General features: G+C 64.3%; 28 protein-coding genes. 18 read left to right on the top strand and 10 right to left on the bottom strand.

Annotation, left to right across the window (positions count from 1 at the left end):
- Position 1: 1 nt before the first annotated feature.
- The 4 genes from RTI28_RS05985 to pdeM are packed head-to-tail and all read left to right on the top strand — an operon-like array spanning position 2 to position 5068.
- Positions 2 to 1117: a M14 family metallopeptidase gene (locus tag RTI28_RS05985; RefSeq protein ID WP_316919576.1), complete on the top strand. Its 1116-nt coding sequence runs from the start codon at positions 2 to 4 to the stop codon at positions 1115 to 1117.
- A 10-nt stretch (positions 1118 to 1127) separates the two neighbouring features.
- Positions 1128 to 1892, top strand: coding sequence for an ABC transporter ATP-binding protein (locus tag RTI28_RS05980; RefSeq protein WP_316919575.1), 765 nt, complete (start codon positions 1128 to 1130; stop codon positions 1890 to 1892).
- A 55-nt stretch (positions 1893 to 1947) separates the two neighbouring features.
- Positions 1948 to 4425, top strand: coding sequence for a ligase-associated DNA damage response DEXH box helicase (locus RTI28_RS05975; protein ID WP_316919619.1), 2478 nt, complete (start codon positions 1948 to 1950; stop codon positions 4423 to 4425).
- Entirely contained in the window at positions 4409 to 5068 is a 660-nt protein-coding gene (pdeM, locus tag RTI28_RS05970; protein ID WP_316919574.1) for a ligase-associated DNA damage response endonuclease PdeM, read from the top strand. Before RTI28_RS05975 ends, pdeM begins: the two co-directional genes overlap by 17 nt.
- Before the next feature lies 1 nt (position 5069).
- Here pdeM and RTI28_RS05965 read toward each other — a convergent pair whose 3' ends face one another.
- The 3 genes from RTI28_RS05965 to RTI28_RS05955 form a co-directional block, all read right to left on the bottom strand.
- A complete protein-coding gene (locus tag RTI28_RS05965) occupies positions 5070 to 5294 on the bottom strand; it encodes a hypothetical protein (protein WP_316919573.1) in 225 nt (74 codons plus the stop codon).
- Between the two features lie 113 nt (positions 5295 to 5407).
- Positions 5408 to 5974, bottom strand: a complete 567-nt coding sequence (gene dcd / locus RTI28_RS05960) for a dCTP deaminase (RefSeq protein WP_316919572.1) — start codon at positions 5972 to 5974, stop codon at positions 5408 to 5410.
- Positions 5975 to 6103: 129 nt separating this feature from the next.
- Positions 6104 to 6298 (bottom strand): hypothetical protein, encoded by a 195-nt coding sequence (locus tag RTI28_RS05955; RefSeq protein WP_316919571.1) that lies wholly within the window; start codon positions 6296 to 6298, stop codon positions 6104 to 6106.
- A gap of 11 nt (positions 6299 to 6309) precedes the next feature.
- On the opposite strand from RTI28_RS05955, the gene RTI28_RS05950 reads away from it, so the two are divergent.
- Positions 6310 to 6522 (top strand): cold-shock protein, encoded by a 213-nt coding sequence (locus RTI28_RS05950; protein ID WP_316919570.1) that lies wholly within the window; start codon positions 6310 to 6312, stop codon positions 6520 to 6522.
- Positions 6523 to 6757: 235 nt separating this feature from the next.
- Here the strand turns inward: RTI28_RS05950 and apbC are convergent, their stop codons facing one another.
- The gene (gene apbC, locus RTI28_RS05945) at positions 6758 to 7852 is read right to left on the bottom strand and encodes an iron-sulfur cluster carrier protein ApbC (protein ID WP_316919569.1); all 1095 of its coding nucleotides are present in this window, start codon (positions 7850 to 7852) and stop codon (positions 6758 to 6760) included.
- Positions 7853 to 8005: 153 nt separating this feature from the next.
- Between apbC and metG the strand changes: the two genes are divergently transcribed.
- From metG to RTI28_RS05905, 8 genes are all read left to right on the top strand, one after another.
- A complete protein-coding gene (gene metG, locus RTI28_RS05940; protein ID WP_316919568.1) occupies positions 8006 to 10048 on the top strand; it encodes a methionine--tRNA ligase in 2043 nt (680 codons plus the stop codon).
- Between the two features lie 90 nt (positions 10049 to 10138).
- On the top strand, positions 10139 to 10720 hold the full coding sequence (locus RTI28_RS05935) for an Rnf-Nqr domain containing protein (protein WP_316919567.1): 582 nt from the start codon (positions 10139 to 10141) through the stop codon (positions 10718 to 10720).
- Positions 10717 to 10839, top strand: coding sequence for a hypothetical protein (locus RTI28_RS05930; RefSeq protein WP_316919566.1), 123 nt, complete (start codon positions 10717 to 10719; stop codon positions 10837 to 10839). Before RTI28_RS05935 ends, RTI28_RS05930 begins: the two co-directional genes overlap by 4 nt.
- A complete protein-coding gene (locus RTI28_RS05925; RefSeq protein WP_316919565.1) occupies positions 10826 to 11806 on the top strand; it encodes an RnfABCDGE type electron transport complex subunit D in 981 nt (326 codons plus the stop codon). The genes RTI28_RS05930 and RTI28_RS05925 overlap by 14 nt, the downstream gene beginning before the upstream one ends.
- The gene (locus RTI28_RS05920; protein WP_316919564.1) at positions 11803 to 12414 is read left to right on the top strand and encodes an RnfABCDGE type electron transport complex subunit G; all 612 of its coding nucleotides are present in this window, start codon (positions 11803 to 11805) and stop codon (positions 12412 to 12414) included. The genes RTI28_RS05925 and RTI28_RS05920 overlap by 4 nt, the downstream gene beginning before the upstream one ends.
- Complete coding sequence (locus RTI28_RS05915; RefSeq protein ID WP_316919563.1) at positions 12407 to 12973, top strand: Rnf-Nqr domain containing protein; 567 nt, start codon at positions 12407 to 12409, stop codon at positions 12971 to 12973. The genes RTI28_RS05920 and RTI28_RS05915 overlap by 8 nt, the downstream gene beginning before the upstream one ends.
- On the top strand, positions 12970 to 13608 hold the full coding sequence (gene nth, locus RTI28_RS05910) for an endonuclease III (protein WP_316919562.1): 639 nt from the start codon (positions 12970 to 12972) through the stop codon (positions 13606 to 13608). The genes RTI28_RS05915 and nth overlap by 4 nt, the downstream gene beginning before the upstream one ends.
- A 104-nt stretch (positions 13609 to 13712) precedes the next feature.
- Positions 13713 to 13892, top strand: a complete 180-nt coding sequence (locus RTI28_RS05905) for a PA3496 family putative envelope integrity protein (RefSeq protein WP_042122761.1) — start codon at positions 13713 to 13715, stop codon at positions 13890 to 13892.
- Positions 13893 to 13957: 65 nt separating this feature from the next.
- Here RTI28_RS05905 and RTI28_RS05900 read toward each other — a convergent pair whose 3' ends face one another.
- On the bottom strand, positions 13958 to 14584 hold the full coding sequence (locus RTI28_RS05900; protein ID WP_042122760.1) for a response regulator transcription factor: 627 nt from the start codon (positions 14582 to 14584) through the stop codon (positions 13958 to 13960).
- A 473-nt stretch (positions 14585 to 15057) separates the two neighbouring features.
- On the opposite strand from RTI28_RS05900, the gene RTI28_RS05895 reads away from it, so the two are divergent.
- Entirely contained in the window at positions 15058 to 15558 is a 501-nt protein-coding gene (locus RTI28_RS05895; protein ID WP_316919561.1) for a hypothetical protein, read from the top strand.
- Between the two features lie 45 nt (positions 15559 to 15603).
- Here RTI28_RS05895 and RTI28_RS05890 read toward each other — a convergent pair whose 3' ends face one another.
- Complete coding sequence (locus tag RTI28_RS05890) at positions 15604 to 16821, bottom strand: argininosuccinate synthase (protein WP_042122758.1); 1218 nt, start codon at positions 16819 to 16821, stop codon at positions 15604 to 15606.
- Positions 16822 to 16948: 127 nt separating this feature from the next.
- Positions 16949 to 17920, bottom strand: coding sequence for a flagellar protein MotY (locus RTI28_RS05885; protein WP_316919560.1), 972 nt, complete (start codon positions 17918 to 17920; stop codon positions 16949 to 16951).
- A gap of 132 nt (positions 17921 to 18052) precedes the next feature.
- Here RTI28_RS05885 and pyrC point away from each other — a divergent pair, with 132 nt between their 5' ends.
- The gene (gene pyrC / locus RTI28_RS05880) at positions 18053 to 19099 is read left to right on the top strand and encodes a dihydroorotase (RefSeq protein ID WP_316919559.1); all 1047 of its coding nucleotides are present in this window, start codon (positions 18053 to 18055) and stop codon (positions 19097 to 19099) included.
- A complete protein-coding gene (rnt, locus tag RTI28_RS05875) occupies positions 19096 to 19770 on the top strand; it encodes a ribonuclease T (protein WP_316919558.1) in 675 nt (224 codons plus the stop codon). Before pyrC ends, rnt begins: the two co-directional genes overlap by 4 nt.
- A gap of 60 nt (positions 19771 to 19830) precedes the next feature.
- On the opposite strand, the gene RTI28_RS05870 is transcribed toward rnt, so the two are convergent.
- The gene (locus RTI28_RS05870; protein ID WP_009399747.1) at positions 19831 to 20433 is read right to left on the bottom strand and encodes a peroxiredoxin; all 603 of its coding nucleotides are present in this window, start codon (positions 20431 to 20433) and stop codon (positions 19831 to 19833) included.
- 228 nt (positions 20434 to 20661) lie between these two features.
- On the opposite strand from RTI28_RS05870, the gene RTI28_RS05865 reads away from it, so the two are divergent.
- Complete coding sequence (locus RTI28_RS05865; RefSeq protein ID WP_042122752.1) at positions 20662 to 20883, top strand: bacterioferritin-associated ferredoxin; 222 nt, start codon at positions 20662 to 20664, stop codon at positions 20881 to 20883.
- Between the two features lie 208 nt (positions 20884 to 21091).
- The gene (bfr, locus tag RTI28_RS05860; RefSeq protein WP_316919557.1) at positions 21092 to 21568 is read left to right on the top strand and encodes a bacterioferritin; all 477 of its coding nucleotides are present in this window, start codon (positions 21092 to 21094) and stop codon (positions 21566 to 21568) included.
- Between the two features lie 120 nt (positions 21569 to 21688).
- Here bfr and grxD read toward each other — a convergent pair whose 3' ends face one another.
- Entirely contained in the window at positions 21689 to 22024 is a 336-nt protein-coding gene (gene grxD / locus RTI28_RS05855; RefSeq protein WP_316919618.1) for a Grx4 family monothiol glutaredoxin, read from the bottom strand.
- A gap of 92 nt (positions 22025 to 22116) precedes the next feature.
- Positions 22117 to 24225, bottom strand: a complete 2109-nt coding sequence (locus RTI28_RS05850; RefSeq protein ID WP_316919556.1) for a molybdopterin oxidoreductase family protein — start codon at positions 24223 to 24225, stop codon at positions 22117 to 22119.
- Between the last annotated feature and the right edge of the window lie 426 nt (positions 24226 to 24651).

Below are 24651 nucleotides of genomic sequence, written 5' to 3'. Positions count from 1 at the left end.
CATGCATCACAAGACCCACGACCTGCTGGCCCCGGTGCCCGGCATCGCCCGCCAGATCCACAGCTTTCACTTCGGCCCGCGCGCCGGCGGCAAGATCTATATCCAGGCCTCGCTGCACGCCGACGAACTGCCCGGCATGCTGGTGGCCTGGCACCTCAAGCAACGTCTCGCCGAGCTCGAGGCCCAGGGCCTGCTGCGCCGCGAGATCGTCCTGGTGCCGGTGGCCAACCCGGTGGGCCTGGAACAGGTACTGATGGACGTGCCCCTGGGCCGCTACGAAATGCAGAGCGGCGAGAACTTCAACCGCCGCTTCGTCGACCTCAGCGACCAGATCGGCGACCAGATCGAGGCTCACCTGACCCAGGACCCGCAGCACAACCTGGACCTGATCCGCGAATACCTGCGCCGCGGCCTCGACGCCCACCCGGCGGCCACCCCGCTGCAATCGCAGCGCCTGACCCTGCAGCGCCTGGCCTGCGACGCCGACATGGTCCTCGACCTGCACTGCGACTTCGAGGCCGTCGAGCACCTCTACACCACACCGGAAGCCTGGGCCCAGGTCGAACCGCTGTCGCGCTACCTCGGCGTGCAGGCCAGTCTGCTCGCCACCGACTCCGGCGGGCAGTCGTTCGACGAGTGCTTCACCCTGGTCTGGTGGCAACTGCAGCAGCGCTTCGGCAAGCAGTTCCCGATCCCCATGGGCAGCTTCTCGGTGACCGTTGAATTGCGCGGCCAGGGCGATGTCAGCCATCCGCTGGCCCAGGCCGACTGCGAGGCGATTTTGCAGTACCTGACCCGCTTCGGCGCCATCGAGGGCGAACCGGCGCCGCTGCCGCCGCTGCTCTACCCCGCCACGCCGCTGGCCGCGGTGGAACCGGTGGCGACGCCGCTGGGCGGGCTGCTGGTGTTCCATGTCGCGCCGGGCGAATACCTGGAAGCCGGGCAACTGGTGGCCGAGGTCATCGACCCGCTGAACGACCGCGTCACGCCGGTGCGCAACACCCAGGCCGGCCTGCTCTACGCCCGCTCGCTGCGGCGCATGGCCAGCGCCGGCATGGTGATTGCCCATGTCGCCGGGCGCGAGGCCTACCGTAGCGGTTATCTGCTGTCGCCATGAGGGATCGTGCGTGTACAAACTGACCATCGAAGACCTGCACAAGAGTTACGGCGAGCACAAGGTGCTCAAGGGCGTCTCGCTGCAGGCGAAGACCGGCGACGTGATCAGCCTGATCGGCGCCAGCGGCTCGGGCAAGAGTACCTTCCTGCGCTGCATCAACTTTCTCGAACAGCCCGACGACGGGCGCATGACCCTGGATGGCAAGGACATCCGCATGGCCCACGACCGCCACGGCATGCACGTGGCCGACGCCAACGAGCTGCAGCGCCTGCGCACGCGGCTGGCCATGGTGTTCCAGCACTTCAACCTGTGGAGCCACCTCAGCGTGCTGGAAAACATCTGCATGGCGCCGCGGCGGGTGCTCGGGGTGAGCAAGCAGGAGGCCGAGGAACGGGCGCGGCGCTACCTGGACAAGGTCGGCCTGGCGTCGCGGGTCGCCGACCAGTACCCGGCGTTCCTCTCCGGCGGCCAGCAGCAGCGCGTCGCCATCGCCCGCGCCCTGGCCATGGAGCCGGAAGTGCTGCTGTTCGACGAACCCACCTCGGCCCTCGACCCGGAACTGGTCGGCGAAGTGCTGCGGGTGATCCAGGGACTGGCCGAGGAGGGCCGCACCATGATCATGGTCACCCATGAAATGGCCTTTGCCCGCCAGGTCTCCAGCCAGGTGATGTTCCTCCATCAGGGCCTGGTGGAAGAACAGGGGCCGCCCGCCGAAGTCCTTGGCCAACCGAAGAGCGAACGCCTGCAGCAGTTCCTGCGGGGCAATCTGAAATAAAACCAATGGCCGTCGCCGGAGGTCTGTGAAGACACAGACCCCACCGGCCACGCGCATGCCTGTCACGCCCAATCTCGCCGATGCCTGGTTCGCCGCCCGCGGCTGGACGCCGTTCGCCTTCCAGCGCCAGGTCTGGGCGGCGCTGGGCCGCGGCGAATCCGGCCTGCTCCACGCCAGCACCGGAGCGGGCAAGACCTATGCGGTCTGGCTCGCCGCCCTGCGCGCCTTCGGCAACCGCCCGAGCGCGCCCGGCCAACAGCCTGCGCCCCTGCAGGTGCTGTGGATCACGCCCATGCGCGCCCTCGCCGCCGACACCGCCCGCGCCCTGCTGCGCCCGCTGGACGACCTCGGCCTGCCATGGAGCGTCGGCGTGCGCAGCGGCGACACCGGCAGCGCCGAGCGCGCGCGCCAGGCCCGACGCCTGCCTTCGGCGCTGATCACCACACCGGAAAGCCTGACCCTGCTGCTGACCCGCGCCCAAGCCGAAAACGACTTCGCCAGCCTGCGCATGGTGGTAGTCGACGAATGGCACGAACTGCTCGGCAACAAGCGTGGCGTGCAGTTGCAACTGGCCCTGGCGCGCCTGCGCCGCTGGCATCCGGGCCTGGCGGTCTGGGGGCTGTCGGCGACCCTGGGCAATCTGCAGCACGCCCTCGACGTGCTGCTGCCGGAGGGCGGTCGGCTGGTCGAGGGACGCCAGGACAAGCGCCTGCAGGTGGACTGCCTGCTGCCCCGGGCCATCGAACGCTTTCCCTGGGCCGGGCACATGGGCCTGAGCCAGGCGGCACAGGTGGCGGCGGAAATCGATGCGTGCCACAGCTGCCTGGTGTTCACCAACACCCGCGCCCAGGCCGAGCGCTGGTACCAGGCGCTGCTCGAGGCACGACCGGACTGGGCCGGGCTGATCGCCCTGCACCATGCCTCGCTGGCGCGCAGCACGCGGGACTGGGTCGAACGCAGTCTCAAGGAGGGTGGCCTGAAGGCCGTGGTCTGTACCTCCAGCCTCGACCTCGGGGTGGATTTCCTGCCGGTGGAACGGGTGCTGCAGATCGGCTCGGCCAAGGGCGTGGCGCGCCTGATGCAGCGCGCCGGGCGCTCCGGGCACGCACCGGGACGCGCCTCGCGGATCACCCTGGTGCCGACCCACAGCCTGGAGCTGGTGGAGGCCGCCGCCGCCCGACACGCCCTGGCCGCCGGGCAGATCGAGGCGCGGCAGTCACCACGGCTGTGCCTCGACGTGCTGGTCCAGCATCTGGTGAGCATGGCCCTGGGCAGCGGCTTCCGGCCCGTGGAGCTGCTGGCGGAGGTACGCAGCGCCTGGGCCTATTGCGAGCTGCGCGACAGCCAGTGGCAATGGGCGCTGGATTTCGTCCGCCATGGCGGCAGCTCGCTGACCGCCTATCCCGACTACCAGCGCGTCGAGCCCGGCGCCGACGGTGTCTGGCGGGTCGCCAGCGAGCGCCTGGCGCGACGCCATCGCATGGGCATCGGCACCATCGTCAGCGACGCCAGCATCCAGTTGAAGTTCTGGAGCAAGGGCGGTGGCGGCGCCAGCCTGGGCAGCGTCGAGGAAGCCTTCATCGCCCGCCTGCGCCCGGATGACGCCTTCGTCTTCGCCGGGCGCGTGCTGGAGCTGGTGCGGGTGGAGAACATGACCGCCTACGTGCGCCGCAGCACCTCGCGCAAGGCCGCGCTGGCGCGCTGGAATGGCGGGCGTATGCCCCTCTCCAGCGAACTGGCGGATGCCCTGGTGGCACAACTCGACGCCGCCGCCCACGGTCGCTACAGTGGCCCGGAGATGCAGGCCGTGCGCCCGCTGCTGGAACTGCAGGCGCAATGGTCGGCCATTCCAACCCGCAGCAGCCTGCTGGCCGAAACCTGGCATTCGCGCCAGGGCTGGCACCTGTTTCTCTACCCGTTCGCCGGGCGCATGGCCAACCTCGGCCTGGCCAGCCTGATCGCCTGGCGCGCCAGTCGCGAGCGGCCGCTGAGCGTGTCCATCGCGGTCAACGACTATGGCTTCGAACTGCTCACCCCGAGCGCGCTGGACTGGGCCCAACTGCTGCCGGTGGCGCTGAGCCCGGAGCATCTGCTGGAGGACGTGCTGGCCAGCCTGAATGCCGGTGAAATGGCGCAACGACGCTTTCGCGAGATCGCGCAGATTTCCGGCCTGGTGTTCGGCGGCTACCCGGCCGCGCAGAAGAGCACCCGGCAGATCCAGGCCTCCAGCGGGCTGTTCTTCGAGGTCTTTCGACGGCATGACGCCGACAACCTGCTGCTCGGCCAGGCCCGTGACGAGGTGCTGCGCGAGGAGCTGGAAATCGAACGCCTGCAGCGCCAGTTGCTGAAGATCAATGACCTGCGCCTCGACCTGCATGTCCTGCGCCGCCCGGGCCCGCTGGCCTTCGCCCTGGTGGTGGAGGGCATGCGCGAAACCCTGAGCACGGAGAAACTCGCCGACCGTATCGCGCGGATGGTCGCCGACCTGGAGAAGGCCGCGGACAAGGAACAAGCTCATGCCCGCCCACGTTGAAATCGAACTGTGTGGCGCGCGCCTGTGGCTGCTGGCCGACCGCGCACTGTACTGGCCGGCGCGGCGCGCGCTGCTGGTGGCGGACCTGCACATCGGCAAGGCCGCCAGCTACCGCGCGCTGCATCAGCCGGTGCCGCGCGGAACCACGGCGGCGACCCTCGCACGCCTGGAGGCGCTGCTGGCGGCCTATCCCTGCGAGCAGTTGTTCGTGCTCGGCGACTTCATCCACGCCCGCTCCGGTCGCGCGCCGGCGACCCTGGGCCTGCTGCGGGATTGGCGCGAGCGTCACCCGGCACTGCACATCGGCCTGATCCGTGGCAACCACGACCGCCACGCCGGCGATCCACCGGCGCAACTGGGCATCGAGGTGCTGGATCAACCCTGGTTACTGGAGCCGTTTGCCCTGCAGCACGAACCGACCGTGCATGCGACCCGGCCAGTGCTGGCGGGTCATGTGCATCCGGTCTGCGTGCTGCGCGGTCGTGCCCGGCAGCGTCTGCGCCTGCCGTGCTTCGTGATCGACGAGCAGGTCAGTCTGCTGCCGGCGTTCGGCGAGTTCACCGGTGGCTGGGAGGTCATGCCCAGCGCACCGGCGCGCCTCTATGTGGCGGGCGACGGCCAGGTCTGGCCGTTGCCGCGCTGACTCAGGCGACCGGGGCGGGTGGTGGTTCATCCGGCAGGGTCGGCTCTCCCGGCTCCATGGGCGGGGTTTCACCGGGTTGTGGCGGTTGCGGGGTGTCGGGGTCGGGCTGGCCTGGCACGCCACCGACCTGCATGGGCGGATGCGCCAGCAGCGACCATGCCGGCAGCCCGATCTGGTTGGGCTGCAGCAGGGCCAGCTTGGCGCTGATGCTGGGGTCGAGTTTCATTGGCTGCTCCTGACGAGAGCCGACGCGCCTCGTGCGCGCCGGGACGGTTCATCTCGTTGGAGTACCGAACGCCGGGGGAATTCCCCCCGGTTCGTCGGATCAGGCGCTGCGTGTCAGGTGCGAGGCAGGGTCACGCCACGCTGGCCCTGGTACTTGCCGCCACGATCCTTGTAGGAGACTTCACATTCCTCATCGGACTCGAGGAAGAGCATCTGCGCCACGCCCTCGTTGGCGTAGATCTTCGCCGGCAGCGTGGTGGTGTTGGAGAACTCCAGGGTCACGTGGCCTTCCCATTCCGGTTCCAGCGGGGTGACGTTGACGATGATGCCGCAGCGCGCGTAGGTGCTCTTGCCCAGGCAGATGGTCAGGACGTTGCGCGGGATGCGGAAGTACTCGACGGTACGGGCCAGGGCGAAGGAGTTCGGCGGGATGATGCAGACATCGCTCTTGACGTCGACGAAGCTGCCGGCGTCGAAGTTCTTCGGATCGACGGTGGCCGAGTTGATGTTGGTGAAGACCTTGAATTCGTCGGCGCAACGCACGTCGTAGCCATAGCTGGAGACACCGAAGGAGATCAGGCGGTCGTTGCCGTCGCTGCGTACCTGGCGCTCGACGAACGGTTCGATCATGCCGTGTTCCTGCGCCATGCGGCGAATCCACTTGTCCGATTTGATGCTCATGGCGGGGGTCCTGAAATAGCGGGGTGAAAAAGGTGACGCGCATCTTACCGGGACGCGCGCCGGCTTCAAAGATTTAGCCTGCATCCGCTCGCCGGACGGACCGGTGGAGGCCACGGATGCCGCCGTCAGTCATGAATTGCGCAAAAGGCCGTCGAGACCATTGGCACCTTGGAAAAAAAGGGTTAAGGTGCCGCCACTGTGCTGCACGTTGTCACTGAGAATCTCTACTTGATGCATGATTTCGATCACCCATCCATGAATTTTCTGTCTTTTTGCACTCAGTCCCGGCCAGGGCGTTCCTGAGCCGTAATCAACTTTGTCCAAGGAGACAGACCATGTCCAATCGCCAAACCGGTACCGTCAAGTGGTTCAACGATGAAAAAGGCTTCGGCTTCATCACCCCACAATCCGGTGACGACCTGTTCGTACACTTCAAGGCTATCGAAGCTGATGGCTTCAAGAGCCTGAAAGAAGGCCAGCAAGTTTCTTTCGTCGCTACCCGCGGCCAGAAAGGCATGCAAGCTGAGCAAGTTCGCGTAGAAGGCTAATCGCCCTCGTTTCGCGCTTGAAAAAACCCCGCCTGATGGCGGGGTTTTTTATTGCCTGCATGCCGCTGCGCCCGGTGCCTCCGTAGGAGCGCGGTTTGTCGGTGTGCCGAACCACCGCGAAAGGATCGCGCAGCGGTCCCAAATGGATACCGCCAGTACGATCTTCGGGGCCGCGCTGCGGCCCTTTCGCGGTGGTTCGGCACACCGACAAGCCACGCTCCTACGGGAAGTATTTTCAATCGTCGCTGATGGTGATGTTCGGCATCGCCGGCGCCGACGCTTCCTGCAATACCAGCCGCGCCCCTACCGACCGCGCCAGCTCCTGGTAGACCATGGCGATCTGGCTCTCCGGCTCGGCGATCGCCGTCGGCTTGCCGTTGTCCGCCTGCTCGCGAATCAGCATCGACAGCGGCAGCGACGCCAGCAGCTCGACCCCATACTGCGCCGCCAGCTTCTCGCCGCCGCCTTCACCGAACAGGTGCTCGGCGTGCCCGCAGTTGGAACAGATGTGCACGGCCATGTTCTCGACCACACCGAGCACCGGGATGTTGACCTTGCGGAACATCTCCACGCCCTTCTTCGCGTCGAGCAGGGCCAGGTCCTGCGGCGTGGTGACGATCACCGAACCGGCCACCGGGACCTTCTGCGCCAGGGTCAGCTGGATGTCGCCGGTACCCGGCGGCATGTCGATCACCAGGTAGTCGAGGTTGTCCCAGGCGGTCTGGGTCACCAGTTGCAGCAGCGCGCCGGAAACCATCGGACCACGCCAGACCATCGGCGTGTTGTCGTCGGTGAGGAAGGCCATGGACATGACTTCCACGCCATGGGCCTTGATCGGCACGAACCACTTCTGCTCCTTGACCTGCGGCCGGGTGCCCTCGGGGATACCGAACATCACGCCCTGGCTCGGGCCGTAGATGTCCGCGTCGAGGATGCCGACCCGCGCGCCTTCGCGAGCCAGGGCCAGGGCCAGGTTGGCCGCGGTGGTGGACTTGCCCACGCCGCCCTTGCCGGAGGCCACGGCGATGATGTTCTTCACGTTGGCCAGGCCCGGCACCTGCGCCTGGGCCTTGTGCGCGTCGATCACGCAGTCGATGGTCACCTTGGCGGCGCTGACGCCGTCGAGCCCTTCGATAGCGGTCTGCAGCACCTGCGCCCAGCCATTCTTGAACAGGCCGGCGGCATACCCCAGTTGCAACAGCACGCCGACCCGATCGCCCTCGATGACGATGGCGCGCACGCAGCCGGCGCTGACAGGGTCCTGGTTCAGGTAAGGGTCGGTGTATTGACGAAGGACGGCTTCAACCGCTGCGCGAGTGACGGCGCTCATGGAGACTCCCGATAAAAGACTGGATCGAACAGGCCGCTATGCTAACCCGTGTGTCAGCGCCGGGACGTCCACGGGGTGAAAAATAGTTGCCGGCCCTTTATAGTGGCCGATCACCGTTTTCCCTTGATAGCCGAATAAAGTAGCCGAGCCCCCATGTCCGAGCCACGCCAGATCCTCGTTACCAGTGCCCTGCCCTATGCCAACGGTTCCATCCACCTTGGCCACATGCTCGAGTACATCCAGACCGACATGTGGGTGCGTTTCCAGAAGCACCGTGGCAACCAGTGCATCTACGTCTGCGCTGACGACGCCCACGGCTCGGCGATCATGCTGCGCGCGGAAAAGGAAGGCATCACCCCGGAACAGCTGATCGACGGCGTGCAGAAGGAACATGCCGGCGATTTCGCCGACTTCCTCGTCGACTTCGACAACTTCCACTCGACCCACGCCGAAGAAAACCGCGAACTGTCCAACCAGATCTACCTGGCCCTGCGCGACGCCGGTCACATCGCTACCCGCTCGGTCACCCAGTACTTCGACCCGGACAAGAAGATGTTCCTGGCCGACCGCTTCATCAAGGGCACCTGCCCGAAATGCGCGGCCGAGGACCAGTACGGCGACAACTGCGAGAAATGCGGCGCCACCTACGCACCGACCGAGCTGAAGAACCCGAAGTCGGCGATTTCCGGCGCCACCCCGGTCCTCAAGGACTCGCAGCACTTCTTCTTCAAGTTGCCGGACTTCCAGGCCATGCTCCAGGAGTGGACCCGCAGCGGCACCCTGCAGGACGCCGTGGCCAACAAGCTGGCCGAATGGCTGGACTCCGGCCTGCAGGAGTGGGACATCTCCCGTGACGCGCCGTACTTCGGCTTCGAGATCCCGGGCGAGCCGGGCAAGTACTTCTATGTCTGGCTGGATGCGCCGATCGGCTACATGGCCAGCTTCAAGAACCTCTGCGCGCGCCGTCCCGAGCTGGACTTCGACGCTTTCTGGAACAAGGACTCGACGGCCGAGCTGTACCACTTCATCGGCAAGGACATCGTCAACTTCCACGCCCTGTTCTGGCCGGCCATGCTCCAGGGCGCGGGTTTCCGCAAGCCGACCGCGATCAACGTGCACGGCTACCTGACCGTCAACGGCCAGAAGATGTCCAAGTCCCGCGGCACCTTCATCAAGGCGCGCACCTACCTGGACCACCTGGCGCCGGAATACCTGCGCTACTACTACGCCTCCAAGCTGGGCCGCGGCGTCGATGACCTCGACCTGAACCTCGAGGACTTCGTGCAGAAGGTCAACTCCGACCTGGTCGGCAAGGTGGTCAACATCGCCAGCCGTTGCGCCGGCTTCATCCACAAGGGCAACGACGGCGTGATGGTCGCCGGCGACGCCGCGCCGGAGCTGACCGAGGCCTTCCTCGCCGCCGCCCCGGGCATCGCCGAAGCCTACGAGGCCCGCGACTTCTCCCGCGCCATGCGTGAAACCATGGCCCTGGCCGACCGTGCCAACGCCTGGATCGCCGACAAGGCACCGTGGTCGCTGGCCAAGCAGGAAGGCAAGCAGGACGAGGTCCAGGCCATCTGCGCCCAGGGCATCAACCTGTTCCGTCAGCTGGTGATCTTCCTCAAGCCGGTGCTGCCGGTGCTGAGCGCCGAGGCCGAGGCGTTCCTCAACGTCGCGCCGCTGACCTGGAACGACCACCTGACCCGCCTGGAAAACCACCAGTTGAACCCGTTCAAGGCGCTGATGACCCGTATCGAGCCGGCCAGGGTCGAAGCCATGGTCGAAGCCTCGAAGGAAGACCTGGCCGCCAGCCAGGCTGCCCCTGCGCCAGCCGGCAACGGCGAGCTGGCCAAGGATCCGCTGTCGCCGGAAATCGAATTCGACACCTTCGCCGCGGTCGACCTGCGCGTCGCCCTGATCGTCAAGGCCGAAGCCGTGGAAGGTGCCGACAAGCTGCTGCGCCTGACCCTGGATATCGGTGACGAGCAGCGCAACGTGTTCTCCGGGATCAAGTCGGCGTACCCGGACCCGGCCAAGCTGGAAGGTCGCCTGACCATGATGATCGCCAACCTCAAGCCACGCAAAATGCGCTTTGGCGTGTCCGAGGGGATGGTCATGGCCGCCGGTCCTGGCGGTGAGGAAATCTACCTGCTCAGCCCTGACAGCGGCGCCAAGCCGGGTCAGCGCATCAAGTAAGCCCGACGCCCCGGCCTCACCCGCCGGGGCGTTCTCATTGCCTCGTCATTGCCGGATAATGGCCTCCTGCACCTTGCCGCTGGCACCGTCATGACCGAACTGATCCTCGCGCTGATCGGCGCAGCCCTGATCAACAACATCGTCCTGCAGCACACGCTGGCGCTCGATCCGTTGTTGCGCGAGGACGCCGCGCCGACCCGGCCGCGGGTCCACGCGCTGGGGCTGGCCACGCTGGTAGCGATGCTGCTGGTCAGCACGTTCGGGCAACTGCTCTACCAGTACGGCCTGCGCCCGCTGCACCTCGACTACCTGCGTCTGTTTGTCTTCCTGCCCCTCGGCGTGCTGAGCGCCGCACCGATTCTCGCGGGGCTGCGCCGCGGCCTGAAACACTGGCGCTTCGACGGCCTCCAGCCGCTGCTCGCTGGCAATGCCGCGCTGCTCGGGCTATGCCTGCAGTTGAGTGACGCGAACCGCGGCGTACTCCCTGCACTGCTGGTCGGACTCGGCAGCGGCCTGGGTTTCTGGCTGGTGTTGGCGCTGTTCGATGACCTGCGCCAGCGCAGCCAGCATGACGATGTGCCCCTGGCCTTCCGCGGCCTGCCCATCGAGCTGATGGGCGCCGGGATCATGGCCATGGCTTTTCTCGGTTTCAATGGATTGTTCACATCATGAGCCTGATTCAACGCATCGACGCCCTGCTGCCGCTGGGCGCAAGCAGCAAGGTGGTGTCCATCGTCAGCGCCCCCCGTCTGGACGCCCTGCAAGCGGTCGATGGCCATGCCCGCGGTTGAGACCGACGTTCGTCTGCGCAGCGCCATGCAACTGGTGCTGCTGGCCTGTCTGCCGGGGTTCCTGGTGCTGTTCTGGACCTACGGCTGGGGCGTTCTGTTCAACCTGCTGCTCGCCGCCGCCGGCGCGCTGTTGACCGAAGCCGCGCTGCTGCGGCTGCGTCAGCGCCCGCTACGGCCAGCACTGAATGACGGTAGCGCGCTGGTCAGCGCGGTCCTGCTGGCCATCGCCCTGCCCGCCCAGGCGCCGTGGTGGTTGCCGCTGATTGCCGCCAGCAGCGCCATCGCCCTCGGCAAGCAGCTGTACGGCGGGGTCGGGCGCAACCCGCTCAACCCGGCGATGCTCGGCTATGCCGTGGTGCTGCTGTCCTTCCCGGTGCAGATGACCCACTGGCCGGCGCCGCAAGCGCCGGACCTCGGCCACAGCCTCGATGCCCTGTTCAGCCTCGGCGAACGACCCGACGCCTGGGCCCAGGCCACCGTGCTCGACGGACTGCGGCAGAACCGCAGTCTGACCATCGACGAACTGTTCGCCAGTCACCCCGGTTTTGGTCATTTCGCCGGGCGCGGTAGCGAATGGGCCAGTCTCGCCTTTCTCGCCGGCGGCCTGTTCCTCCTGCAACGCAAAGTGATCAGCTGGCACGCACCGCTGGCGCTGCTGGGCAGCCTGTTCGTCATCAGCCTGCTCTGCTGGAACGGCTCGGGCTCCGACTCCAACGGCTCGCCGCTCCTGCATCTGCTGGCCGGCTCGACCATGCTCGGCGCCTTCTTCATCGTCACCGAGCCAGTCAGCGGCGCGAAAACCCCATGGGGCCGCCTGCTGTTCGGCGCGGGCGTCGGCGTGCTGGTCTACCTGCTCCGCACCTGGGGCAACTACCCCGACGGCATGGCCTTCGCCGTGCTGCTGATGAACCTCTGCGTACCGGCGCTGGATCGCTGGGGCGAACGTCGGCAACCGGAGGCGACATGAAGCGTCGCGGCCTGTTGCTGGTCCTGCTCCTCGCCGTGTTGACGGTGGGTGCCAGCGTTGCCTGGCAGCACTATTGCGCGCCGCGGATCAGCGCCGCAGAGCAGCGCCTGCAGGCCCGCACCTGGCTCAGCGTGCTGCCCGAGGGCAGCTACGACAACCAGCCCCTGCAACAACCACTGACCCTGCCCGATCCGCAATTGCCACACAGCCGCCTGCAGGCCGGTTATCTCGCCACACTGCAGGGCCGCCCCAACGCAGTGGTGCTGCATAGCCGTTTCCAGGGTTACGGGGGCCCGATCGACCTGCTGATCGCCATCGACCGCGAAGGCCGGCTGCTCGCCAGCCGGGTGTTGCAACAACAGGAAACCCCGGGCCTGGGCGCACGCCTGGCGGAGCCGGGCAATGCCTGGCTGCAGGCCTTCAACGGTCGCAGCCAGGGCAATACACCGGAAGGCGCCTGGGCGCTGAAGCGCGACAATGGCCAGTTCGATCAGTTGGCCGGAGCCAGCGTGACCTCACGGGCGGTAATTCAGGCCATCCAGGACGCCCTGCGCTACTTCGACGGGCATGCGCGGCTGTGGCTGGCGGAGGATGGCACTCATGAATAGGTCCTGGCTCGCCGCCCTGAGCCTGGCACCACTGCTGGGCGCAAGCCAGACGCTGGTCCAGGGCGCCAGCATGGCGTTGCTCAGCGTCGTGGCGATCGGCATCCATCGCGGCCTGATGACCCCGCTGCGCAGCCGCCTGGACACGACCAGCAGCAGGCTCGCCAGTATCCTGCTGGCCGCCCTGGTGGTCACCTGCCAGACCCTGGCCCTGCAGGCCTGGGCCCTGGAGTTGCGCCAGGCGCTGGGCATCTACCCGGAACTCATCGCCGTGAGCTGCCTGCTGTTCGAACAGAGCCTCGGCAACGCCGGGCAATGGCGTCGCGTGGCCATGCTGCTGGCTGGCTACAGCGCGCTGTTCCTGCTGCTGGGATGTAGCCGCGAACTGCTGGCCAGTGGCGCACTGCACCTTTCATTTACCGGCGGGTCGGGCAGCACCGGCCTGCATCTCGCCAGCCTCGCACCGGGCGCCCTGCTGTTGCTCGGCCTGCTGCTGGCCCTGATCAATCGAGCCTGTCGCAACAGGCCATCCAAGACCGTGAAGGAAACCGCTGATCGATGAACGCCGCCAAACGCCTGGAGATTTTCCGCCGGCTGCATGAAGACAATCCCGAACCCAAGACCGAACTGGCCTACAGCTCACCCTTCGAGCTGCTGATCGCCGTGATTCTCTCGGCACAAGCCACCGACGTCGGGGTCAACAAGGCCACCGCGAAACTGTTCCCGGTGGCCAACACCCCTGCGGCCATCCATGCCCTGGGCGTGGAAGGCCTGTCCGAGTACATCAAGACCATCGGCCTGTACAACAGCAAGGCGAAGAACGTCATCGAGACCTGCCGCATTCTCGTGGAGCAGCACGACGGTCAGGTCCCGGAAACCCGCGAGGCGCTGGAAGCCCTCCCCGGCGTAGGACGCAAGACCGCCAACGTCGTCCTCAACACGGCCTTCCGGCAATTGACCATGGCGGTGGATACGCACATTTTCCGCGTCAGCAACCGCACCGGGATCGCGCCCGGGAAGAATGTCCTGGACGTGGAAAAGGCATTGCTGAAGTTCGTGCCCAAGGCCTATCTGCTGGATGCCCACCACTGGCTGATCCTGCACGGACGCTATGTTTGCCAGGCCCGCAAGCCGCGCTGCGGAAGTTGTCGGATCGAGGACTTGTGCGAATACAAGCAGAAGACCTCCGACGATTGACGAAATAGGGAATTCCTGCCCCATTGATTGAAAAAATCTTTTTTACCCGTGTCTGGAATATCGTTATAAGGAGCGCCAACGGCCCTCTTGGAACGGAGTGACACATGAGCACTGATAAAGAAGACCTTGATATTGATGATGAATCCGCAGCGCCTGAAGAGTTTGCTTCCGACACTCCCGTAGAAGCGGCGAAAACCAACCTGAGCAAGCGTCGTACCATCGACAATCTGCTGGAAGAGCGCCGTTTGCAGAAGCAACTGGCTGATTACGACTTCGATCTTTGAAACGTTATGGGCCTGAAAAAACAAAAGCCTCCATTACCGGAGGCTTTTTGCGTTTTGTACCGACATCAGACCAGACCGTTGCGTTGCGCCAGCTCGATCAGGTCGACCAGTGAGCGCGCGTTGAGTTTGAGCAACAGGCGCGTCTTGTAGGTACTTACCGTCTTGTTGCTGAGAAACATGCCATCGGCGATCTCCTTGTTGGACTTGCCGCGGGCCAGTTGCTGCAACACCATCATTTCCCTTCCGGACAAGCGTCCGACCATGTCCGCCTCGCTGGATCCGCCCAGGTTCGAACGCACCGAATGCAACGCCTGGTTGGGGAAGTAACTGTAGCCGGACAGCACCGCCTTGATCGCACTGAGCAACTCGGTGAGATCCTGCTGCTTGCACACGTACCCCGCCGCCCCCGCCTGCATGCAGCGCATGGAAAAATGCCCCGGCGCCTGCGAGGTAAGCACCAGGACCTTGATGACGATGCCATTGGCCGTCAGCCGGCCAATGACTTCCAGACCATCGAGCTTGGGAATCCCGATGTCCAGAATGACGATATCCGGCAGGTGCTCCCGGGCCAGTTGCAGCGCATCCACGCCGTTGTCCGTTTCCCCAATCACTTCATAACCATGCCGGTCCATCAGCATACGCACGGCCAAGCGAATGACCGGATGGTCATCGACGATCAGCACTTTATTCATGGGCAAGATCCATTATTAACTATTCGACTTATTAGAGGCCCGCAACAATAGCCCAGTCAGTCCGTGCAATGCATGATGTCTGTGGCGAACACTTGCACGCAAAGACAAGTACTACATAAATAAGGGAATGCTCTTACAGAATATTCCTACAGACTGTTTTGTTTGACGGTTCTCGCGCGCCTTGTGCGAAGCCACCAAGGCATCAACGGATGCTAGCCATGCACATCAAAAATATCGTTACGAATAACGACTGACTGCTTGAAGGAAATTTCCCTAATAAGCACGAAATAAGTCCGATCCACCTGGCCCCAGTCGCCTGCGGTCCCAAGCCGCCCCCCCGAAAGACTTCCTCGGCAAGAGCCATCACCCGGTGATGAGCCAGCGCATTGTGCGCCAGACTCGCGGCAAAGCCCCCGGACCACGCGGCCCGAACAGCCGCGAGCAGACGCGCGACAGCGCAGAGAACACCGCCCATGAGCAGCTCAGAACCGAAGAGTCCACTGACCATCATCGCCATCTTCGCCGGAATCATCGAAGCATCGGCGCTGGCGTCTCTGCCGTTTCTGGATGAAAGCAGCCAGAGTATCTACACCTGGTTCCTGGTTGGCTTTCCTCCGTTTCTGACATTGCTGTTTTTTCTTACCCTGAACTTCAACACCAAAAGTCTTTATGGTCCGGAGGATCAGACGGCGGAAAACACGACAACGGAAACAATGGCAACGTCATCCCCTGCAGCGGATGCACGCAACCTGGAAAGTTCTCCGACACTTGCACTTCCGTTTTCACACGCAACAACCTTGACCACGGTGACCCTGTCCGGCCCCGGTTCACAGGCGCTTCTGGAAGTTATCGCGCGGCATGCCCTGCAGAACACAACGACGGGAACGCTGACGCTGCACAATCTGGAATCGGGGAAACGCATCAGTATCGTCGCCGAGACGCCACAAAATCATTCCCCACCGATCTGCGAATAAAAAAACCCGGCATCGATGCCGGGTTTTTTCAGTGACGCTGCCGAATCAGAGCGGCGAACGGCCCTTGCTCGCGGCAATGCGCATGCGCAGGGCGTTGAGCTTGATGAAGCCTGCGGCGTCGGCCTGGTTGTAGGCGCCGCCGTCTTCCTCGAAGGTCGCGATGTTGGCGTCGAACAGCGAATCGTCGGACTTGCGGCCAGTGACGATGACGTTGCCCTTGTACAGCTTCAGGCGTACCACGCCGTTCACGTTGACCTGGGAAGCGTCGATCATCTGTTGCAGCATCAAACGCTCAGGGCTCCACCAGTAGCCGGTGTAGATCAGGCTGGCGTACTTCGGCATCAGCTCATCCTTCAGGTGAGCGACTTCGCGGTCCAGGGTGATCGACTCGATGGCGCGGTGGGCCTTGAGCATGATGGTGCCGCCAGGGGTCTCGTAGCAGCCACGGGACTTCATGCCGACGTAACGGTTCTCGACGATGTCCAGACGGCCGATGCCGTTGGCGCCGCCGATACGGTTCAGTTCGGCAAGGACAGTGGCCGGGCTCATCTCGACGCCGTCGATGGCGACGATGTCACCGTTGCGGTAGGTCAGTTCCAGGTAGGTCGCCTGGTCCGGGGCGTTTTCCGGGGAAACGCTCCAGCGCCACATGTCTTCCTCGTGCTCGGTCCAGGTATCTTCCAGGACACCGCCCTCGTAGGAGATGTGCAGCAGGTTGGCGTCCATCGAGTACGGCGACTTCTTCTTGCCGTGACGCTCGATCGGGATGCCGTGCTTCTCGGCGTAGTCCATCAGCTTCTCGCGGGACAGCAGGTCCCACTCACGCCATGGCGCGATGACCTTGACGCCCGGCTTCAGCGCGTAGGCGCCCAGCTCGAAGCGGACCTGGTCGTTGCCCTTGCCGGTGGCACCGTGGGAAATGGCGTCGGCGCCGGTTTCGTTGGCGATTTCGATCAGGCGCTTGGCGATCAGCGGACGAGCGATGGAAGTACCCAGCAGGTACTCGCCTTCGTAGACGGTGTTGGCGCGGAACATCGGGAACACGAAGTCTCGCACGAACTCTTCGCGCAGGTCATCGATGTAGATCTCTTTGACGCCCATGGCCTGGGCTTTGGCGCGGGCCGGCTCGACCTCTTCGCCCTGCCCCAGATCGGCGGTGAAAGTCACCACTTCACAGTTGTAGGTATCCTGCAGCCACTTGAGAATCACCGAAGTATCAAGGCCGCCGGAATACGCCAGTACGACCTTTTTTACGTCCGCCATGCCATCACTCCACGGGGTTGTACGGAAAACCGTAGAGTCTACCATCCCGCCATGAAATTTACAGTGGGGCGACAGCTTGTGACGACAAAGCGACAGGAACTGTCGTGAGCGCGACGGACCGTCGCACTCAGGACTTGATCGCGGGTTTACCTGGCTGGGCCTGGGCCGCGGGACTCGCCGGGGCGCTTGACGGCGGCGTCGGTGCCGCGGGCTCCGCCGGTTTTTCCGCGGCGGGTTTCTCCACGGGCGTGACACGATCCAGCTGGATGTTCACCCGGCGGTTGCGCGCGCGGTTGGCCGGGGAGTTGTTGGCCGCCAGCGGATAACGCTCGCCGTGGAAACGCACGACGATGCTCTCCTCCGGCACGCCATGCGCCTTGAGGTACTCCTGCACCGCCAGGGCACGGCGCCGGGAGAGGTCGCGGTTGGTCAGGCGGTTGCCGCTGTTGTCGGAGTGACCGTCCAGCTCGATGTGGTTGACCGTGGGATCGGCCTTGAGGAAATCGAGCAGCACGTCCAGTCGCGCGCGGGCGTCGGCATCCAGGTCGATGCCGTTGCCCGGGAAGCCGACACGGGTCTGGCGGATCTGGTCGAAGTTCATCGGCAGCAGCTTGACCGAGCAGGCCTGGTAATCGGCATAGGCCTTGTTGAACTTCACCGGCAGCAGACGCACTTCCATGCTCTGTCCGGCCTCGCCGGCATAGTTGCGCACCACCGTGCTGCGGCCATCGAGCAGGCCGTTGATCAGGCGGCTGGCCTGGCCCTGGGAACTGTTGAACAGCACACCGCTGCGAGCCATGCGGATCGAACCGAGGTTGATGTCGCCGCGCCCCGGCTGCCACGGTGCGGCGGCGGCCAGCAGGGTCGCCGAGCCGGCACCGAGCACGTTGCTGGTCGAGCGCAGGCGGAAGGTCGCCTGCTCGCCGGCGCGCCGCACGAACTCGCCGCTGCCGAAGTCGGCAATGGGCTGGATCAGTCGGCACTCGAACTGATCGCCTTCGACCTTCCACTCGATGTTTTCCACGCGCGTCTGGAACGTGAGCGCGGCGGCCGGAAGGCTGGCGAACAGGCTGAGCAGGGCTAGATAACGCTGGCGCACGGGGCGGCTCCACAAAATTCTCTCGACTTACCTGCAGGCTATCGGACGGCATCGGCAAAACTTGATAGCGAGTGCTCGGAACAGGCTTTTCCGGTAGCATTCGCCCAGAGTTCGAACCGCCTGGAAAGCCCAATGTCCGATCGCCTGACCCTTCTGCGTCCCGATGACTGGCACATCCATCTTCGCGATGGAGCCGTCCTGCCTCATACCGTCGGCGACGTGGCGCGCACCTTCGCCCGCGCCATCATCATGCCCAACCTGGTGCCACCGGTACGCAATGCCGCCGAAGCCGGCGCCTATCGCCAGCGCATCCTGGATGCCCGCCCGACTGGCAGCCGTTTCGAGCCGCTGATGGTGCTGTACCTCACCGACCGTACCCAGCCGGAAGACATCCGCGCGGCCAAGGCCAGCGGCTTCGTCTACGCCGCCAAACTGTACCCGGCCGGTGCCACCACCAACTCGGATTCCGGCGTCACCAGCATCGACAAGATCTTCCCGGCCCTCGAAGCCATGGCCGAAGTCGGCATGCTCCTGCTGGTCCACGGTGAAGTGACGCGCAGCGAGATCGACGTGTTCGACCGCGAGAAGCTGTTCATCGACGAACACCTGCGTCGCGTGGTGGAACGCTTCCCGACCCTGAAAGTGGTGTTCGAACACATCACCACCGCCGATGCCGCGCAGTTCGTCAAGGAAGCCCCGGCCAACGTCGGCGCGACCATCACCGCCCAGCACCTGCTGTACAACCGCAACCACATGCTGGTCGGCGGCATTCGCCCGCACTTCTACTGCCTGCCGATCCTCAAGCGCAACACCCACCAGGTCGCCCTGCTCGACGCCGCCACCAGCGGCAACAGCAAGTTCTTCCTCGGCACCGACTCGGCCCCGCATGCCCGTCACGCCAAGGAAGCCGCCTGTGGCTGCGCCGGCTGCTACACCGCCTTCGCGGCGATCGAGCTGTACGCCGAGGCCTTCGAGCAGCGCAATGCGCTGGACAAGCTGGAAGGTTTCGCCAGCCTGCACGGCCCGGCCTTCTATGGCCTGCCGGCGAACACCGACACCATCACCCTGGTCCGCGAAAGCTGGACCGCCCCCGACAGCCTGCCGTTCGGCGAGCAGACCGTCGTTCCGCTGCGCGCCGGTGAGCAGATGCGCTGGCGCCTGCTGGAGGACAACGTGTGAGTGACGATCAGTTCGACGACGACCAGGAAGGTCTGGGCGGCGGTGGTTCGCGCCACCCGATGGCAGCGCGCTTTCGCGGCTACCTGCCGGTCGTGGTGGATGTCGAGACCGGTGGTTTCAACTGCGCCACCGACGCGCTGCTGGAAATCGCCGCGGTCACCATCGGCATGGACGAAAAGGGTTTCCTGTTCCCGGAACACACCTACTTCTTCCGTGTCGAGCCGTTCGAAGGCGCCAACATCGAACAGGCAGCCCTGGAGTTCACCGGGATCAAGCTCGATCACCCGCTGCGCATGGCGGTGAGCGAAGAAGCCGCGCTGACCGACATCTTCCGCGGTGTACGCAAGGCGCTGAAGGCCAACGGCTGCAAGCGGGCGATCCTGGTCGGCCACAACAGCAGCTTCGACCTCGGCTTCCTCAACGCCGCGGTGGCGCGCAACGACATGAAGCGCAACCCGTTCCATCCGTTCTCCAGCTTCGACACCGCGACCCTGGCCGGCCTGGCCTACGGTCAGACCGTGCTGGCACGGGCCTGCCAGAGCGCCGACATCGACTTCGACGGACGCGAGGCGCACTCCGCCCGCTACGACACGGAGAAGACCGCCGAGCTGTTCTGCGGCATCGTCAACCGCTGGAAGGAAATGGGCGGCTGGCACGACTTCAACGATTGAAGGCGTTTTCCCGCGCATAAAAAAACCGGCCATCGAGGCCGGTTTTTTTATGCATGGCAATTACAGCTTGCCAGCGTTCTCGCTCAGGTACGCGGCAACGCCTTCTGGCGAAGCGGTCATGCCCTTGTCGCCTTTTTTCCAGTTGGCAGGGCAGACTTCGCCGTGCTCTTCGTGGAATTGCAGGGCGTCGACCAGACGCAGCAGCTCGTCCATGTTGCGGCCCAGCGGCAGGTCGTTGACGATCTGCGAACGCACGACACCGTTGGTGTCGATCAGGAAGGCGCCACGGAAGGCCACGCCGCCTTCGGACTCGACGTCATAGGCCTTGCAGATCTCGTGGGAGATGTCGGCGGCCAAGGTGTATTTGACCGGGCCGATACCGCCGTTGTTGACCGGGGTGTTGCGCCAGGCGTTGTGGGTGAAGTGCGAGTCGATCGAAACGCCGATGACTTCGACGTTGCGCGCCTGGAACTCGGGGATGCGGTGGTCCAGGGCGATCAGCTCGGACGGGCAGACGAAGGTGAAGTCCAGTGGGTAGAAGAACACCAGGCCGTACTTGCCCTTGATAGCCGAAGCCAGGTTGAAGCTGTCGACGATTTCGCCATTGCCCAGTACAGCGGCGACGGTGAAGTCCGGGGCTTTTTTGCCAACGAGCACGCTCATTCGATATCTCCTGATGGTGTTGAATTTGACTACGCAGGCGTGAGAATCCGCCTGACATGGGTTGAGCATCATACACGGCCCCGGGCGGGACGCCGAGTCATGGCGATTCGACTCTTTTTCCTACCGGCGGTCGCTCTATTTCGCCCCTTGAAGAAAGTGCTTTGACAAGCATTCTCATTACCATTAGGCTTCTCTTATTCGAGCCTAACGCCCTGATGGTTTTCTTCTATGTATGTGTGTCTTTGTGTTGGTGTAACCGACGGACAGATCCGCGATGCGATCTATGAAGGATGCTGTAGCTACAAGGAAGTCCGCGCCGCCACCAATGTGGCAAGCCAGTGTGGCAAATGTGCGTGCGTCGCCAAGCAGGTGGTACGCGAGACCCTCGCCGAAATCCAGATCAGCCAGGCCGCTGCCCTGCCCTATCCCGTGGAATTCACCGCGGCCTGAAAAATAATTTTCCCGCATTCCTGAAGAACCGGACCCCGTGTCCGGTTTTTTTATGCCTGAAATTCAAATAGTTAGGTATAGAACGCGGACCAAAAACATTCTTATTCCGATTAATTTTTATTTATTATTCAATAACTTAGGTTTGACAGCGAAAGTTGTCAGGATCAAACTTCCGCTCATTGACACTCTGACAGGGCGGGACCCCACCATGAAAGGCGACGTAAGCGTCATCCAGCATCTCAACAAGATCCTCGGAAACGAGCTGGTCGCGATCAACCAATACTTCCTGCATGCCCGCATGTACGAAGACTGGGGTCTGGATAAGCTCGGCAAGCACGAATACAAAGAATCCATCGACGAAATGAAGCACGCTGACAAACTGATCAAGCGGATTCTGTTTCTCGAGGGCATCCCCAACGTCCAGGACCTGGGCAAACTGCTGATCGGCGAACACACCCGGGAAATGCTCGAGTGCGACCTGAAGATCGAGCAGAAGGGCCTGATCGACCTGAAAGCCGCCATCGCCCACTGCGAAACCGTCGGCGACTTCGGCAGCCGTGAGCTGCTGGAAGACATCCTCGAGTCCGAGGAAGAACACATCGACTGGCTGGAAACCCAACTGGGCCTGATCGACAAGGTCGGCCTGGAAAACTACCTGCAATCGCAGATGGGCGACGGCGAATAAGCCACGCTTTCCGGCACACGAAAACGCCGCGCTCCCACCCGGAGCGCGGCGTTTTTGCATTTCAGCCCACCAGAAACGAAAAAGCCCCGCATCGCGGGGCTCCTCGACAACACCAGGCAATCAGGCTTCGGCAGCCTTGGCCTTGGCGGCGGCATCCTTGATCAGGGTCTGCAGCTCACCGTTCTGGAACATCTCGGTCATGATGTCGCTGCCGCCGACCAGCTCACCGCCCACCCACAGTTGCGGGAAGGTTGGCCAGTTGGCGTATTTCGGCAGGTTGGCGCGAATTTCCGGGTTCTGCAGGATGTCGACGTAAGCGAACTTCTCGCCACAACCCATCACGCACTGCGCTGCCTTGGCCGAGAAGCCGCACTGCGGGGCATTCGGCGAACCTTTCATGTAAAGCAGAATGGTGTTGTTGGCGATCTGCTCTTTGATTGTTTCAATGATATCCATGAAGCACCTCGGCTGAACTTTCCGACCTGGTTTGTCGGCACGGTGACGCATTGTATCGGAAAGCCGAGCACGACGCTCGGCCTTGCCGACAATCATGCGGCGACCACCTCCACCGGCACACCGTTGAACACGGCATTGCCGGACAACGCATCGACCAGGCGTTCATCGGTCAGGTCGTTGGCGCTGGCCCCGGACTGGGCGCTGGCGATGTCCAGCAGCACACCCGGCCGAGCGTGGCCAAAACCGTGGGGCAGGCTGACCACGCCGGGCATCATGTCGGTGCTGGCCTGCACTTCCACCTCGATGCAGCCGACCCGCGACGTCACTCTCACCCGCTGCCCGTCCTGCAACTGGCGCCCGGCCAGGTCCTGCGGGTGCATGAGCAGTTGATGGCGCGGCTTGCCCTTCACCAGGCGGTGAAAGTTGTGCATCCAGGAATTGTTGCTGCGCACATGGCGACGACCGATCAACAGCAATTGCGCGGCGCTGGGCGGCTGTTGCGCGGCAAAGCGCTGCAGATCGGCGAGAAGCGCTGCGGGGGCCGCCTCGATGCTCCCGCTCTCGGTCTTCAGGCGCGCGGCCAGATTGGGCTGCAGAGGCCCCAGGTCGATGCCGTGCGGATGCTGGTCGAGGGTCTGCAGCGACAGATCGAACGGCGAGCCCTGGCCATAGCGGCCGCCACGCAGGCCCAGGTCGATCATCTGCGCCGGCGGCAAGGTCGGCTTGAGCGCTTTGCCGGCGATCCGCGCGAAGGCTTCGGCCAGGCCGACGAAGATCTCCCAGTCGTGCAGCGCGCCCTGCGGCTTGGGCAGGATGGCGCGGTTGAAGCGCGTGACATTGCGCACCGCGAACAGGTTGAAGGTGGTGTCGTAGTGATCATTCTCCAGTGCCGAGGTCGACGGCAGGATCAGGTCGGCGTAGCGCGTGGTCTCGTTGATGTACAGGTCGACGCTGAGCATGAATTCCAGGCCATCCAGCGCCTGCTCCAGCTGCCGCCCGTTGGGCGTCGACAGCACCGGGTTGCCGGCCACGGTCACCAGGGCGCGGACCTGGCCCTCGCCCTCGGTGAGCATCTCCTCGGCCAGGGCCGCCACCGGCAACTCACCGCCGTACTCCGGCAGCCCGGAAACACGGCTCTGCCAGACATTGAAATGCCCGCCACTGGTGATCGCCACCAGGTCCACCGCCGGCTCCGTGCACAGCGCCCCACCGACCCGGTCGAGGTTGCCGCTGACCAGGTTGATCAGTTGCACCAGCCACTGGCAGAGCGTGCCGAAGGCCTGGGTGGAGACGCCCATGCGCCCGTAGCACACGGCCTTGTCGGCGGCGGCGAAATCCCGCGCCAACTGGCGGATCAGGCCGGCTTCGATGCCGCAGAGCATGCTCATGACTTCCGCGGTGAACGGTCGCAAGGCCGCGCGGACCTCATCCAGGCCGCTGACCGGCAGGTGCGTGGCGCGGGTCAGGCCTTCCTCGAACAGCGTATTGAGCACCCCGCAAAGCAGCGCCGCGTCGCCTCCCGGACGAACGAACAGATGCTGGTCGGCCATCGCCGCGGTTTCGCTGCGGCGCGGATCGACCACCACCAGCTTGCCGCCGCGCGCCTGCAGGGCCTTGAGGCGCTTTTCCACGTCCGGCACGGTCATGATGCTGCCGTTGGAGGCCAATGGATTGCCCCCCAGGATCAGCATGAAATCAGTGTGATCGATGTCCGGGATCGGCAGCAGCAGGCCGTGGCCATACATCAGATAGCTGCTCAGGTGATGGGGCAACTGGTCGACGGACGTGGCGGAAAAACGATTGCGGGTTTTCAGCAGGCCGAGAAAGTAATTGCTGTGGGTCATCAACCCATAGTTGTGCACGCTGGGGTTGCCCTGATAGACCGCCACGGCGTTCTGCCCGTGGCGCTGCTGGATGTCGTGCAGCTTGCGCGCGGCCAGTTCGAAGGCTTCGTCCCAGGAAATCGGCAGCCACTGCTCGCCGGCCCGCATGACCGGGCCGCGCAGGCGGTTGGGGTCGTTCTGGATATCCTGCAGCGCCACCGCCTTGGGGCAGATATGGCCGCGACTGAAGCTGTCCTGCGGATCGCCCTTGATCGAGGCGATGCGCGGCGCGGCGCCGTCGTCGGTTTGCAGCTCGAAGGTCAGGCCGCAAATGGCCTCGCACAGGTGACAGGCTCGGTGGTGCACGGTCTTGGTCATGGCCGCCTCTTGTTCTGCGATCGGGGGAATGCCGTCCCCGACTATGGCTGCGGCCCCGGCGTGCCGCCAGCGATCTTCGTCGCGTGAATCCTCCGGCATCAGCCCGGACGATGGCCCCGGCGCCCGACAAAGCCCTGCCCGTCGATTGCAAAGCCCGCTGCGGGCAGTGTACAAAGGTCGCTTGCTCTGTCGAAAAAGCAGACCAACGGCAACGCCGCTCCCCTGGCTGGAGCCGCTGTGCCAGCGAAAGGTCGCAAAGCGACCTCCACTGCGCCACCCGCGTCACGGCGCAACCCCACTTGGTAAGACGCGACATTTAATTATAGTATTGCGCCTTCCCCTATTTCGTCGCCCCGTGCGGCTTACGCCGCAGGTCTCATCCGTGTTTCCGAAAAACCGGTTGTTGCTGATCTGCGGTCTGTTGCA

The sequence above is a fragment of the Pseudomonas sp. zfem002 genome, from assembly GCF_032621685.1.
Taxonomy (GTDB): domain Bacteria; phylum Pseudomonadota; class Gammaproteobacteria; order Pseudomonadales; family Pseudomonadaceae; genus Aquipseudomonas; species Aquipseudomonas japonica.
The sequence above is the reverse complement of the archived record's forward strand: the minus strand, read 5'-3'. Positions and strand labels throughout refer to the sequence as shown.